Origin of the sequence: Nitrososphaera sp., from assembly GCF_037447015.1 — an archaeon.
Taxonomy (GTDB): Archaea; Thermoproteota; Nitrososphaeria; order Nitrososphaerales; family Nitrososphaeraceae; genus Nitrososphaera.
Map to the genome: position 1 here is coordinate 18,152 of NZ_JBBIHK010000019.1, position 14,473 is coordinate 32,624.

The following is a 14,473-nucleotide window of genomic DNA, read 5'->3' on the forward strand; positions in this document are numbered from 1 at the left end:
TGAGGAAATGCACCTCGACTGACATCATCATCAGTTAGTTAAAGAAGGTGCACATCACTTTTTCTTATAAAAACAGAAAGAGGCTGCGTGTGAGAGAGATGCACGGCCTGCCTCATGACTTTACGCGCTGTACAAGGACTTGGACGTTTTCTGTCGGGCTGCCCTGCGTCGCCACGGGATAGAGGCCGGTGGTGATGTAATCGCCGACGCTCACCTTTCCGTCCCCGTCCACGTCGATGTGGACGCTCACGACGTACGTGTTCCTCGGGTCCTCGATCGTGCCGCTCAGGGCAAACTCGATCTCTTCTTCTTTTCTCCCGGCAGAGTAGGCGGCGCCCCTTATCACCTGCTTTGCCACCGTTCTGGACGGCGCGTCCTGCCTGGAAACGTCGAGCAGGCTTATGTACGCCGTCGCCCCGTCGAAAGGGACGGCGTCCGGGCCGAAATGGACTTTGCCGGTGACTGTGACCTGGCTGCTCATCGCAGAACTACCACACAGGTAATTGCACTTTTTGCATATTATGACTTTCTATCTCTCCTGCGACAAAAAGAGAGAGAAAGGGTGGGAGGAGAAGAAGAAGTTCCTCCACCTCCCCCACACACACCGCTCTGCAGCCATCATCGTTGTACGCATAGCGCATACAGCTTTCTGTAGTACTTGCAGCGTTGCAGGTACACGGGGTTCTGGGTGTACTTGTACAGGCAGCAAAAGTACCGCATCGCGTAGAGGTAGAAGCAGCAGAGGTACTTTTTGGCGTGCGTTCTCCTGTACGCGTTTAGGCACCACAATGCCCGGCTCCTGTAGTACCTGCACCTTGGAGGCACCTGCGGTATAGCTGGTGGAGGCAGGGGGACGGGCGGCAACGGGGCAACAGGGGCTTCCATCATCATCACCTCTTCTTCTTCGAACAGGCCCTCTTCCATCATCATCATCATGGCCTCTTCGCCACCCATCATCAGCAGCTCTTCCTCCTCCATCATCTCCGGCTCCATCGCCATCATTTCCTCCTCCAGCATGCCCTCCGGCGGCTGCTGCTCCATCATCATGGCCTCTTCGCCCATGGCGGCAAGCTCCTCTTCCATCTCGCGGGGACACTCGGGGCACTCCTCCTCCATCCCCTCCATAGTCGTCATCATCATCATTGTTGCCTCTTCCTCACCGATGTCGCCTGATGGCACCGGGGTCGGCGGCGTCGGCGGGGTCGGGATGGGCGGGGGTATCGGAATAGGTATCGGCTGCGGAGTCGGTATCGGCCTTGGAGGCACCACTATTGTCGTGCAGCGTATGTACGCCATCCTGTAGCGCCGGCACAGCAGCAGGTACTGGGGATTGCGGGTCTGCGCGTACCTGCAGCAGTAGTAGCGCGCCAGATAATAGTAAAAGAGGCAGAGGTACCGCCTGATTTTCGTGCTGGTGTACATCTTGTACGCCCTCCTTGCCTGCAGCGCGTAGATGAGGCACCTGTCGATAGGGCGGCATTCTGGATAGATCTGCGCTATGGCGGCGATGTCGTGCGGGCTGAGGCCTGTCCTCTGGCCCATGCACTCGGCGCCCGGCTTGAGCGCCGTTATAGTGTCCTGGCCGTTTGTCGAGAACGCCTTTGGCGGGTAGTGCATGATGGAGCAATAGTCGTACTGGCCGATGTCGACTCCGCTGTTGAGGTACTGCGAAAAGTTGGACTGGTACTGCGGGTCGATGTTTGCCCAGTTGATCCTCACGTAGGTGTCCCTGTCGTTCCTGCTCTGCTCGTGGAACAGCCCCAGTGCGTGGCCTATCTCGTGTATGGCGTTCCCCGTGCTGCAGCCAGAGCCGAGGGATATGATCTGCTTGCCGCCCCTCCTGCCTATCATCGACCAGCAGCCGCCCTGGTCCGTAAAGTAGACATAGTCGGGCTCGGTCGTCCTTTTCACAAACTTGAACCCCGTCTTTTCGGTCCAGTGCTTCATCGCGTCGATCACCCTGGCCTGGTTCGGGAGGTTCGGGTCTATCTCGTAATACATGGTGCAGTTTGGCCACCTGTAGCGGGTGTCCTTGATGACACCCGCCCTTGTAGGCAGCCCTGAAATATCGACCTCTGCCTCCCGCGCCTGTTCCTCTGCCACCTTTCTGTCCAGGTATTTCGGGTCGTTGCTATTCTTCAGCTCCTCCTCCGTCCCGAGGCAGATGTCGCCCTCTGCAATAGCCCACCCGTTTACGACAATGTATTCCACCTTGGCGTTCACGAAATTGGGCCCAGACCAGAACCCCGTCTTTGGCCCCGAATCGGATGTCGAGAACTCGCCCTGCCCTCCCTCCCTGCGCCGGCTTTCACGATCAGATGACATTTTTTATCTCGCGTTACGTGATTAGGAAAGTATATAAGACCTGTGTCAAAACAATATAATACAAACATATATTACAATTCTACTGCTTTCATATGCACAAAATTTATGAAATTGCATTAGAAAGTATGAATATATTCTTTGTGATCATCCGGTACTCTCCTCCCATGGCAGGGCCCTGCTTCAGAAAGGAGGAGGGTTTTGCCCAAAATAATGATGCAGGCTTGCAGCGGATTAAGACAGTGTCAGATGGAGATGCTTTTTGTAAAAAAAGAGAGTATGGAGGGGGTGGGTGGATGGGAAGGACGCTATGCTGATGCGCCGCCGGTCACGCGGGCATCAGCGCTCATGCTTTTTTCTTCGTCGCCCAGTTTTTCGACAGACTCGCCAGAAGGCAGTGGGGCGTTCCTGTCCACCCTGTACTGGAACACGTCCTTGTAGTCCATCCCCAGGATGACGTTCCTTCCAACCGCCACTATCTTGGACTTGGGCACGTCAAAGCGCCAGTCGTAATGCCCGAAGACCACTATCTTGTCGGCAGTCTCTTTCATCACGTGGCCGACGTGCTCCTCGTCCTGCGTCCTGACCCCTTTGTTAAAGAGCGATTTTGGGTACCTCCCTTCATAGGTTGCAAGGTCGACGTCCGGCGGCCACTCCTTCGGCCAGGGCGGCACAGGCTGCATGTCTGTCGGCAGCGGGGCTTCCCTGCTGACCCTGTACTGCCGTGCGATCTCGTAGAACGGCAGGTCTATCAGCACGTTCCTGCTTGCGAACCGTATCTTGTCCTTTGGTATGTCGTACCTTTCGTCGCCTTCTCCAAAGACCACTATCTTGTCGGCAGTCTCCCTTACCACCCATCCGATATGGGGTGTATCTAGGGCCATCACGCCCTTGTTGAAATACTTGCTCGATGCCACACAGCATCACCTCTCTCTGCATAGTGATCCTGCAGCCCAAAAATATAACACTTACTCACATAAGGTGAGTATCTATCAGATCGGCCGGGATATGTTGCAAGCGATCCTGTTGCCGGGCATTTTTGCCGGCTCATGGAAACAGGTCGATCCAGCCTTTGCAATAGTCGGAGAGGTTGAGCTCCCTTTCTTCTCCGGCGTCCGTCTTGATCACTATGTGGTGCTCTTTGCCATACTTGTGGATGTCGACCACTTTCCCCTCAGTCCCGTCCTTGCAGCGGATCCGGTCACCTATGCGTATAGTCATGCGACAGCCTTTCGCCTCCTGGCTAGCTAGCCAAGCCATATGCACAGAAATAAGATTTATCGCTTCTTGCCTTCCATTCACTATCTGTCTGTTGGTAGAGCCGGCGCCAGAATAGAAAAAAAGAAGAAAAAATGATTTTGGACCGGCGGCGCTATTGCGCCGCTAGCACTGGGCTGCAGCGGCTGCTCTCCTTCTTTGTTCTTGGCATCGAGAGCCAGGCCGCGCAGACGCCTGCTGCCATTGCTGCCGCCGCGGCAACAATGCCCAGCCAGGGGAGCATTGCCGACGCGCCAGCGTCAGATATTATGGGCACGCCGTTTCCAAGCGCTCCCGGCTGGGTTGCAGCCTGCACCTTTTCCTGGGCCAGCCTGAGCACCTCAGAGTATTCTGGAGGGAGGCTGGAGCCCGTGCTGGACGCAAACGCCGCACGCACGGCAGACAGTGCTGCCACGACTGCCCCGGCAGCCAGTGCAGCTGTCCTTGACAGCGCATCTGCGAATCTGCGGAACATCGGACATCACCACCTTTTCTTGTCCACTTTTTCTAGTAAGAAAGGCAAAACAAAACTTTTGCTCGACAGTATTTTTTAGGGTTCAGCAGCAAATACGAGTCCTCAGATTTGCTGCTAAGAAATGGCGGCGGCCGGCAAAAGAGCGCGTCATGGCAGGGGAGCAGACGGCCCTCATGCAGGGCGTGGAATTTCATAAAATAAAACATAAATAACCCTGTTACACACATAACGTTACTAACATAGGTGAACCAACCATATGTCAGCAGGGCAAGTTCCCATAGTAGTTCTGAAGGAAGGCACTTCTGAAACAAAAGGCAACCAAGCACAGAGAAACAACATCACCGCGGCCAAGACTATCGCTGAAATCGTGCGTACGAGCCTGGGCCCCCGTGGCATGGACAAGATGCTCGTCGATACTCTGGGTGACGTCACAATCACAAACGACGGCGCCACCATTCTGAAGGAGATTGACGTGCAGCATCCGGCGGCAAAGATGATGGTGGAGATAAGCAAGGCCACCGATAATGAAGTGGGAGACGGCACCACGTCAACTGTGGTCCTTGCAGGCGCGCTGTTGGAAAAGGCAGAAGAGCTGATCACAAAGAACGTGCATCCGACCGTCGTCGTCGAGGGCTTCAAAAAGGCGTCGCAAAAGGCCATCGAGACTCTCAGGGAGATTGCCATAAAGGTCGACCCGCAAGACAGGCAGTTCCTGAACAAGGTGGCCCGCACGTCCATGGCGTCCAAGATAGTGTCGTCAAACGCGCAAGAGCTGTCCGACATCGTGGTTGACGCGGTGCTGGCTGTAGCAGACAAGGCCGGCGACAACCGCTACAGGGTCGACGTTGACAACATCAAGGTCGAGAAAAAGGCGGGCGGCAGCATACAGGACACCAAGCTTGTCCACGGCATAATACTGGACAAGGAAGTGGTGCACGGCGGCATGCCAAAGCGCGTCGAAAACGCCAGGATAGCGCTCATAAACGCGCCGCTAGAGATCGAAAAGACCGAGTTTGACGCCAAGATAAACATCAGCTCGCCGGACCAGATGCAGAAATTCATCGACGAAGAGAACCGCATGTTAAAGTCGATGGTAGACAAGATAACGTCAAGCGGCGCAAACGTCGTCCTGTGCCAGAAGGGCATCGACGACATTGCGCAGCACTACCTTGCCAAGGCAGGCGTGCTTGCAGTGCGCAGGGTGAAGGAGAGCGACATGTACAAGCTGTCCAAGGCGACCGGCGCCAGGATGGTCACCAACCTGGACGAGCTGTCCGAAGGCGACCTCGGCTTTGCCAAGCTGGTTGAGGAGCGCAAGGTAGAGACCGACAAGTGGGTCTTTGTGGAGGAGTGCAAGAACCCCAAGTCGGTGAGCATCCTTGTGCGCGGAGGCTCGCAGCGCGTGGTCGACGAGGCAGAGCGCTCGGTGCACGACGCCATCATGGCCGTCAAAGATGTCGTCGAGTACCCGCACGTGCTGGTGGGCGGCGGCGCTCCAGAGGCGCTTGCCTCGCTCAAGCTGAGGGAGTGGGCGTCCACGCTTTCCGGCAGGTCGCAGCTTGCGGCAGAAAAGTTTGCCGACGGCATCGAGACGATCCCGATAGTTTTGGCGGAAAACGCAGGCATGGACCCGCTTGACACCCAGGTGCAGCTGCGCTCCAAGAACAGCAGCACGGGCAGGGCGAGGTACGGCATAGACGTGGTAAACGGCAAGGTCGCCGACCTGGCTGCAAAGGACATCTATGAGCCGCTTGCTGTCAAGGAACAGGTCATAAACGCGGCCACCGAGGCGGCGTGCATGATACTGCGCATCGACGACGTGATAGCAGCCAGCAAGTCCAAGAGCGACATGCCGGGCAAGGGCCACGGACCCTCAGGCATGGACGGCGGCGGAATGGGGGACATGTAGCTAGCATGCACGTGTCCTGCCGCATTCCCTTTTTATTTTGGAACAAGGAGAGCCAATAGCTGTGGTGGTATTGCCATCGTCGTCATCATCTTACATAGGTAGAGACAACAATAGCAGTAGCATGGATTCGGGGGCCATTCTGGACATCCTGGGAAACGACACCAGGCGCAGGATACTTGCCGTCCTTTCCAGGCAGCCGATGTACTTTAACCAGCTGGCAAAGGAAGTGGACGTCGGCCAGCAGGCGGTGCTGAGGCACATGCAGGCGCTTGAGGGCAGCGGCATGGTCGAGGCGTATTCGGGAAAGAGCGACCTTGGCGCCCCGGACAGAAAGTACTACAGGCTTAACGCGTCGTTTGTGCTGACAGTTTCCCTGTCAGAAGACGTGTTTTCGATAACGCACAGAAGGCTGGTTGAATCGCGGCAGAAAGAGTCAAGGCAGCACTATGAAAGGTTTGATTCACTGCCAAAAGAGACTGGCCGCGCCCTTGCCGCGCTGCAGAGCAGCCTGGCCGGCATCGAGGAAGAGATTTCAGACCTGGAGTCGCGCCTGAACGACCTGCGCGCCCTGAAGCAGCTTGTCCTGCACAGGCTGCACGAGATCGGGCAGGACGTGTTTGACGAGGAGGAGAGGGGCGTGCTCTACAAGATAGTTGAAGAGTCTCCCAGGTCTGTCTCTGAATTGTCCGGCATGCTCAATAACGCAAAAGAGGCAGGGCTGAAGGCCATCATGGCTACGATGGGGTCCAAAGTGGACAGGGACAGCGCAAGGGTGCTGTTCAAGGGCCTGCGCTAGCGCAGGGCGCACCCCGTTCTAAAGTTTTACACGCGGCATACGCTTCGCACCTTAGCGCCCTTGCTCCTTTATTGCCTAGCCTATCTTCATCCTGATCAGGTCGTAGGCACGCGCGGCGTCCTTGTCTTCAAGCACCAGCACTATTTCGCGTAAGGTAAAGAAGGCGCTGTGCACCGGGATGCGGTGGTTGTACAGTATCGATGAGATCAGCGACAGGAGCGAGTAAGGGTTCTGCTCGTCCGGGCTCATGACTATGGTGATCTTGGAAAGGCCCTCCTTTATCCTGGCGTTAATCTTTTTCAGTCCGCCGGTTATCAGGCTGCGGTTCTCTTCAGAATCGTCTGCAAGGAGGTTGAAATGGTTGTCAGTCTGGAAGAGGCCGTACCTGCCCTCCTCCAGCTCAAAGAAGTCCTCCAGAATTTCTGCCAGCGCAGAGTCGTACTGCTGCTGAAAGTCAATGTCGATGATGCTGCTGGTAAGCGACATCTTGGGCTTGGTGGCCGCGGCGGCAGCAGCTGCACTTGCGGCTGCTGCCGACGGACGGGAAGGATGGGAAGACCTGCCTTGCTTTCTGGCTGCATCTGCATGCCTTTTTATGGCAACCACGACCGTGTTGAGGTTGACCTGGCTGCCAAGCAGCTCCTCGATCTCGGGCTTGATCTTTTCAGCAAGCGCTGTATAGTTGGCGATCCCAAGCTCAAGGGCCTGGAGGTAAACGTTGTTACTCGCAAGTACCTGCCTTACTGCTTCGGGGACAGACAATGCCTGCGGATACACTTGCCACCAGTACGATGATTGTCATGTAATAAAAAGCTTGTGTTTGCAGAAAAAATTATATAATGTCATGGCTATTACATATCATAAGGTGACATTACATATGTGGAGAGACAGAGACTTTGGATTTGGAAGGCTGTTCGAAGACATGGACAGGGAGTTCGCAGAGGCAGAGGAGATGCTGAACAGGATGTTCCGGACAGTCAGGGGAATGAGGCCGGAAGAGCTTGCGGCAAACTTTCCCTACTACTACGGGTACCAGGTAACAATCGGGCCGGACGGCAGACCGCACGTCAGGGAGTTTGGAAACATCAAGCCTGCCGCAAGGGGGCTGGTGGCTCCAAGCGAGACCAGGGAGCCTCTGGTAGACACGGCACTTGACGAGAAGGAGAACACGCTGGTCATAACCGCCGAGATGCCGGGCGTCACAAAGCAGGACATCAAGGTCGAAGTGTCGCAGGACACCGTCACCATACACGCGGAGAAGGGAGACAAGAAATACCACACCGAGATACCGTCCAGCGCCGCGCTTGACGACAAGTCTGCAAAAGCCACGTACGCAAACGGCATCCTGGAGCTGAAGATAAAGCTGAAAGAGCCGCCCAAGCCAAAGGCGACAGAAGTCAAGGTGGAGTGAGCAGGTGAAAGAGAGAGAAAAAAGAGAGAAGGCAGGCGACCCAAAACTCCTTTTTTCTTATCGCGGAGGTGGAACATAGGAAATGAAGAACGGGAACAATAACAGCCGTGATAGAGTAACGCTCAAGGTTGCAGAGACAAGCTCCAAGTTCGTGGGCAGGGGGATGGCCCTCATCGACCCCAAGGTCATGGAGGAGATGGGCCTTTCCACCGGCGACATCATAGAGCTGTCAGGGAAGAAGAAGAGCTACGTCCTCCTGTGGTCGAGCCAGCCCGAAGATTACGGCAAAAAGCTGATTAGGATAGACGGCTATACCAGGAACAACATAGGGATAGGGATAGACGACAGCGTCGTAATACGCAAGGTGAACGCGAAAAAGGCAGAGCAGGTCATCCTCGCCCCCACGGAGGAGCTCAGCATCGTGGGGCTCGAAGAGTACCTGCCCGACCTGCTTGAAGGGCGTGTCCTCACAAAAGGCGACGTGATCCCCCTCAACATAATGGGCAGAAAGATAGGCTTTGTGGTCACAGGCACCGTGCCGTCTGACGCGGCGTCCATAGTGGACGTGAGGACAGAGTTTGTCATAGGGGCAGTTCCCAAGGCAGGCGCCAAGGCAGTGCCGAGGGTGTCCTACGAGGACATTGGTGGCCTGAGGAACGAGGTGCAGAAGGTCAGGGAGATGATCGAGCTGCCGCTCAGGCACCCCGAGATCTTTGAGCGCATTGGCATTGAAGCGCCAAAGGGCGTGCTGCTCTACGGGCCGCCGGGCACTGGCAAGACGCTGCTTGCCAAGGCAGTGGCAAACGAGACGAACGCCAACTTTTACTCCATAAGCGGCCCCGAGATAATGAGCAAGTTCTACGGGGAGAGCGAGGAGCGGCTGAGGCAGGTCTTCAAGGAAGCCGAGGAGAGCGCGCCGTCGATAATATTCATCGACGAGATAGACTCGATAGCGCCCAAGAGGGAGGAGGTGTCAGGGGACGTGGAAAAGAGGGTGGTGTCGCAGCTTTTGACCCTCATGGACGGGCTGCAGGCGCGGGGCAAGCTCGTAGTCATCGGGGCGACGAACAGGCCAAACGCCATCGACCCTGCTCTGAGGCGCCCCGGCCGCTTTGACAGGGAGATAGAGATAGGCATCCCCGACGAGCAGGGGAGGCTGGAGATCCTTCAGATCCATACAAGGGGGATGCCCCTCACCGACGACGTCGACCTTGCGGCAATAGCGCGCGTGACGCACGGCTTTGTGGGCGCAGACCTTGAGGCGCTGAGCAAGGAGGCGGCTATGCGCTCCCTCAGAAAGATACTGCCCGAGATCAACCTGGAACAGCCCAAGATACCGGCAGAGATACTGAACAAGATCAAGGTCACGGGCAAGGACTTTGAGGAGGCGCTCAAGGACGTCCAGCCCTCGGCCATGCGCGAGGTGCTTGTGCAGAGGCCAAACGTCAGGTGGGAGGACATTGGCGGCCTGCGTGAGGTCAAGGAGGAGCTTGCGGAGGCGATAGAGTGGCCGCTGAAATACCCGCACCTCTTCACCGAGGCAGACGTCAGGCCCCCTCAGGGCATCCTGCTGTACGGGCCGCCGGGCACTGGCAAGACGATGATGGCCAAGGCCGTGGCGGCTACTTCGGAGGCCAATTTCATCAGCATCAAGGGGCCCGAGCTCCTCAGCAAGTGGGTGGGCGAGTCTGAAAAGGCCGTGCGCGAGATATTCAGAAAGGCCCGCCAGGCCGCGCCGTGCGTCGTGTTCTTTGACGAGCTGGACGCCGTAGCGCCCAGGAGGGGAGGCTCTGAAGGCGGCGACTCGCACGTAACGGAGCGGGTCATAAGCCAGATGCTGACAGAGATGGACGGCCTTGAGGACCTGAAGGGGGTCGTCGTGATAGGCGCCACCAACAGGCCGGACATACTGGACGAGGCGCTTCTGCGGCCTGGGAGGTTTGACAGGCTGCTCGAAGTCCCGCCGCCGGACAGGGAGGCCAGAAAAGAGATCTTTCAGATACACACGAGGAAAAAGCCGCTCGACCCGTCCGTGGACATTGACAGGCTGGTGCAGGCGACTGAAGGCTATACGGGTGCAGATATAGAGGCCATCGTGAACGCGGCGGCAATAGCGGCGATAAGGGAGCACGTGAAAGCAGGCGGAGATGGCAGCGGTGGCAAGGGGAGCGGCAAAGACCAGAAGCCCCTCAAGATCACGATGAAGCACTTTGAAGGGGCCCTGGAAAAGATCAGAAAAGGAAAAAGGAGGGGGGAGTGGCAGGCAGCAGCAACAGCCCCAAGCCAGGCTACTATGTGATTTTTGCTTCTCTCTCCCTCTCTCTTCCCCCTCCCTCCTTCCTTCTTCTCTTTCTTTCGCTGCCGTCTACACAGTTTTTCCGGCCGCTACTGCTTCATCAGGGCGGCTATCGCCTTTGCCTCTTCCGACGAGCCGAACAGAAGCTCGACTGCCTTTCCCTTCTTTTTCCGTGCGGGGTTGAGCTCTATTATGTTCAACTGGCCGTTGACCAGGAACTCGATGTGAAGCGACTTGCGGGACATGATGGCGTTGCGCACCCCAAAGCGCTTGCCGGCCAGGCTGTTTGGGCTTGCCGGGTCGAGCGACGAGAGCCGGCCCACGGCCTCCACAAACGAGTCCAGGAGCGAAAACATGGGGTCAGGCTTGTCCCCGGTGCCCCAGGTCACCCTGCTGTCCGACTTGGACGCAAGGCTGTCAAACGTGCGGACAAACTCGCCAAAGACCGACTCCATGGTCACGTCTATCACGTTGCCGTTTCGGACAAACTGCGACGCCACCTTCTGGTCGGTGAACTCGACCCCCCTGTACTTGACATACAAAAGTGGTTGGCCGTACTTGACCAGGTTGGTCTCGCAGCCCTCCACCTGCGACACCAGCTTTGTGAAATACTCTTTGGACTGGGCGTTTCTCGCAGTCGAGTTCAGCTTTGATATTATCATCAGCTTCAAGAGGTCGCGGACAAAGTCGTCGGCGTATTTTGGATAGTCTTCAAAATCGTACCGGACTTCTTCGACGACCAAACTGTAGAATGTGGCAGGCCATCAGGATTTAATTGTATTTTGGATGCAGCGCGCTGGCAATGAGAAATGCAGAGCCTGCGATCACACACACGTGTGTGCGCGCTCGCTCGCTCGCTCACTCGCTATCCAGCCAGCTTGAGTATTCCACACTGCCCGGTAGTTAGGTAGATTAGTGATGTACGGCCAGCCGCTTCTTTGTCTATTAAATTGCCCAGAGGAGAGGGGGAGGAAAGCTCCTTTGCATTCCGCCCGGACGAGCGCGCAGTAGCGGGGAGCAACGTCGGCCTCTTTATGAAAAAGCACGGCATCAAGACCTACAGGGAGCTTGTCAGGCGCGCAAACGACGACATTGCCTGGTACTGGGACGCGGTGAACAACGACCTCGGGCTTGAATGGTTCAAGAAATATGACAGGGTGTACGACTCAGCTGGCGGCGTGCCCTGGACGAAATGGTTCGTCGGCGGCAGGTGCAACATCGTCTCAAACGCGATAGACAGGCACGCAAGGGAAACTCCTGACAAAGTGGCCTTCATATTCGCAGGCGGCGACGGCACTGCAAAAAAAGTGACGTACGGCCAGCTCGACTTTGAAGTGGGCAGGCTGGCTTCTGCCCTGAAGGGGGCCGGCATCGGCAGGGGCGACGTGGTGGGCATCTACATGCCCATGACCGCAGAGGCGTTCTATGCGACACTTGCCTGCTCAAAGATAGGGGCGGTGCACGCAACGGTGTTTTCCGGTTTCAGCGCGCCGGCCCTGCGGTCGCGCCTCCAGGATTCCGGCGCCAGGATGCTGATAACGGCGGACGCCGCCAAACGGCGCGGCAGGCAGGTCGACCTGAAGGCCCAGTGGTCAAAGGCAGTCGAGGGCACGAAAGTAGAGAGAGTAGTGTCGGTCGGCAGCACGTACGAGGATTTTGTAAAGGCTGCTGGCGGTGGCGGCAGCAGCAGCAACAAAAATACCAGGACGGAGGAGGTGGACTCGGAAGACCCGCTCTTTATTTTGTACACGTCGGGCACCACGGGCCAGCCAAAGGGCACGCTGCAGGTGCACGGCGGCTTTACGGCAGTGGCGGCGCAGCAGGCCAGCTACCTTGTCGACATGAAAAAGGACGACGTGCTGTTCTGGTACGCCGACATTGGCTGGATAACGGGGCAGGTCTGGGTCGTCTACGGCAGCCCGATAGTAGGAGGCACCGCCCTTGTGTACGAGGACGCGCTCGACCACCCCGGGCTGGAAGCATGGTGCAGGCTGGTGCAGGATCACAGGGTCAGCATTTTTGGCGCCGCGCCGACTGCGATACGGATGTTCATGAAGGGCAATTCTGCGCCTGCAAAAAAATATGACCTGTCGTCGATCAGGATCCTTGCGTGCACAGGCGAGCCGATAAACCGCGAGGCGTGGGACTGGTATTTCGAGCAGGTCGGGCAAAAGAGATGCCCGGTGATCAACGTGTCCGGCGGCACCGAGGCCGGCGGCGCCATCCTTGGAGCCGCGCCTGCCATGCCCCTGAAGCCGTGCACGGTAGGGTGCCCCATCCCGGGATTTGACGCAGGCGTGCTTGACGAGCAGGGCGGGCCGACCAGGCCGGGCGAAGAAGGCTACCTCGTGATAAAAAAGCCGTGGCCGTCCATGAGCAGGGGCATACTGAACAACCCTGAGCGGTTCATCGAGACGTACTGGTCCAGGTACAAAGGCGTCTGGTACCACGGCGACATCGTGCTGGTCGACTCTGACGGCCTGTGGTACATGCGCGGGCGGGCCGACGACATCATCAAGGTGGCCGGCCACAGGATCGGCACGGCCGAGATAGAGGCAGCCGTTTCGTCGCACCCAGCAGTCGCAGAGGCAGTAGCCGTGGGCAGGCCGGACGAGCTAAAGGGCGAGGCGATAGTGGTGGTTTGCGCGCTGGCAGAAACAAAAGGCGGCCGCGACCCGCCAGGAAAAGAAGAAGAAGATGATGATGGTGATGATGGTGATGAGGACAAATTGAGGGCCGAGATAGTCGCAAGGGTCGAAGACGCGATAGGCAAGTTCGCCCGGCCGCAGGAGGTCAGGTTCGTGGCCGAGCTGCCAAAGACGCGAACGGGCAAGCTGGTAAGGCGGCTTGTGCGCGCCAAGGTGGCAGGCGAGGACCTGTCGGGGCAGGACCTGTCCACTGTAGAGAACCCGTCGTCGCTTGACTGCATATAGCAGCCTAGCCCGGTGGCAGCCAGCAACCTTTATCCTACCGCCACGATCTAGCACAACGCAATACGCACATGATAACAAAGGACGAGCACCGCCAGGAAAAAAGCAGGAAAAAGTTTGCACTCCCCGGCAGCAGCGCGCACTATGCGCCCTCCCTTGCGTTCACGATAACCCACATGCGGCTCGAAGTAGAGCCTGACCTTGCGGCAAGGACCATCTCGTGCCGCCAGGAGCTGCAGGTCGAGGCTGTCCAGCAGGAGACGGCGGAGCTGGAGCTTGACGCCTGCGAGCTCGATTTCATTTCCGTTACAATGGGCGGCGAAAAGAAGCTTGCCTTCCGCGCTCTGGACGACAAGCTGACCATAAAGCTGCCAAGGGCGCTCAAGGAGGGCGAAAAAACGGCAATCGCGATAGAATACTCTGCAAAACCCAGAAAGGGCTTTTACTTTGTGGGGCCGGACAGCCACTACCCCGACAAGCGGCCTGAGGCGTGGACGCAGGGCGAGACGGTGGAGGCCAGCCACTGGTTCCCCTGCATAGACCACCCGCAGGTGAAATTCTCAAGCGAAATGGTAATCACGGTGCCGGAAGGCTATACGGCCATCTCTAACGGCAGGCTCGTGAAAACCGAGAAAGGAAATGACGGCGGAGATGACAAAAAGTGGAAGTACTACTGGTTCGAGGGGAACCCCCACCCTGCGTACCTGACGTCCATCGTGGTCGGCAAGTACGTCGAGATAAACGAGGGCAGCCTCTACTACTATGTCCCCCCAGAATTGGCGCACGACGCCAAGAGGTCGTTTGACCGCACGGGCGACATGGTGCGGTTCTTTGAGGAGTACCTTGGCACAAAGTACCCCTACGAGAAATACTCGCAGGTGTGCGTGCAGGACTTTGTGTACGGCGGCATGGAAAACTCCAGCTGCACCACCCTCACGCTTGACACGCTGCACGATGCCAAGGCGCACATCGACTTTTCAAGCGACTACCTAGTCTCGCACGAGCTTGCCCACCAGTGGTTTGGCGACCTCGTGACGTGCAGGGACTGGCAGCACATCTGGCTCAACGAGGGCTTTG

Annotated in this window: 13 protein-coding genes; 6 read left to right on the forward strand and 7 right to left on the reverse strand. The window is 57.3% G+C overall.

What is annotated here, in order from left to right:
• Positions 1-112: 112 nt before the first annotated feature.
• The 5 genes from WKI84_RS08115 to WKI84_RS08135 form a co-directional block, all read right to left on the reverse strand.
• Positions 113-481 (reverse strand): YbaY family lipoprotein, encoded by a 369-nt coding sequence (locus WKI84_RS08115; protein ID WP_337863039.1) that lies wholly within the window; start codon positions 479-481, stop codon positions 113-115.
• Positions 482-618: 137 nt separating this feature from the next.
• Positions 619-2,325 (reverse strand): M12 family metallopeptidase, encoded by a 1,707-nt coding sequence (locus WKI84_RS08120; RefSeq protein WP_337863040.1) that lies wholly within the window; start codon positions 2,323-2,325, stop codon positions 619-621.
• 305 nt (positions 2,326-2,630) lie between these two features.
• Positions 2,631-3,239, reverse strand: a complete 609-nt coding sequence (locus tag WKI84_RS08125; protein WP_337863041.1) for a hypothetical protein — start codon at positions 3,237-3,239, stop codon at positions 2,631-2,633.
• Positions 3,240-3,369: 130 nt separating this feature from the next.
• Positions 3,370-3,543, reverse strand: coding sequence for a hypothetical protein (locus tag WKI84_RS08130; RefSeq protein WP_337863042.1), 174 nt, complete (start codon positions 3,541-3,543; stop codon positions 3,370-3,372).
• Between the two features lie 151 nt (positions 3,544-3,694).
• Positions 3,695-4,054, reverse strand: coding sequence for a hypothetical protein (locus WKI84_RS08135; protein WP_337863043.1), 360 nt, complete (start codon positions 4,052-4,054; stop codon positions 3,695-3,697).
• A 256-nt stretch (positions 4,055-4,310) separates the two neighbouring features.
• Between WKI84_RS08135 and thsB the strand changes: the two genes are divergently transcribed.
• Both thsB and WKI84_RS08145 read left to right on the forward strand, forming a co-directional pair.
• Positions 4,311-5,963, forward strand: a complete 1,653-nt coding sequence (gene thsB / locus WKI84_RS08140) for a thermosome subunit beta (protein WP_337863044.1) — start codon at positions 4,311-4,313, stop codon at positions 5,961-5,963.
• Between the two features lie 37 nt (positions 5,964-6,000).
• Positions 6,001-6,759 carry a helix-turn-helix domain-containing protein gene (locus WKI84_RS08145; protein ID WP_337863045.1) on the forward strand — a complete coding sequence of 253 codons (759 nt, stop codon included), beginning with the start codon at positions 6,001-6,003 and terminating at the stop codon, positions 6,757-6,759.
• Positions 6,760-6,834: 75 nt separating this feature from the next.
• Here the strand turns inward: WKI84_RS08145 and WKI84_RS08150 are convergent, their stop codons facing one another.
• The gene (locus WKI84_RS08150) at positions 6,835-7,521 is read right to left on the reverse strand and encodes a hypothetical protein (protein ID WP_337863046.1); all 687 of its coding nucleotides are present in this window, start codon (positions 7,519-7,521) and stop codon (positions 6,835-6,837) included.
• Between the two features lie 115 nt (positions 7,522-7,636).
• On the opposite strand from WKI84_RS08150, the gene hsp20 reads away from it, so the two are divergent.
• Together hsp20 and WKI84_RS08160 are read left to right on the forward strand one after the other, a co-directional pair.
• Positions 7,637-8,170: an archaeal heat shock protein Hsp20 gene (gene hsp20, locus WKI84_RS08155; RefSeq protein WP_337863047.1), complete on the forward strand. Its 534-nt coding sequence runs from the start codon at positions 7,637-7,639 to the stop codon at positions 8,168-8,170.
• An 82-nt stretch (positions 8,171-8,252) separates the two neighbouring features.
• Complete coding sequence (locus WKI84_RS08160; RefSeq protein WP_337863048.1) at positions 8,253-10,469, forward strand: CDC48 family AAA ATPase; 2,217 nt, start codon at positions 8,253-8,255, stop codon at positions 10,467-10,469.
• An 86-nt stretch (positions 10,470-10,555) separates the two neighbouring features.
• On the opposite strand, the gene WKI84_RS08165 is transcribed toward WKI84_RS08160, so the two are convergent.
• The gene (locus WKI84_RS08165) at positions 10,556-11,209 is read right to left on the reverse strand and encodes a hypothetical protein (protein ID WP_337863049.1); all 654 of its coding nucleotides are present in this window, start codon (positions 11,207-11,209) and stop codon (positions 10,556-10,558) included.
• Positions 11,210-11,416: 207 nt separating this feature from the next.
• Here WKI84_RS08165 and WKI84_RS08170 point away from each other — a divergent pair, with 207 nt between their 5' ends.
• Together WKI84_RS08170 and WKI84_RS08175 are read left to right on the forward strand one after the other, a co-directional pair.
• Positions 11,417-13,399, forward strand: a complete 1,983-nt coding sequence (locus WKI84_RS08170) for an AMP-binding protein (RefSeq protein WP_337863050.1) — start codon at positions 11,417-11,419, stop codon at positions 13,397-13,399.
• Positions 13,400-13,467: 68 nt separating this feature from the next.
• On the forward strand, positions 13,468-14,473 hold a 1,006-nt coding region (locus WKI84_RS08175; RefSeq protein ID WP_337863051.1), incomplete at its 3' end, for a M1 family metallopeptidase.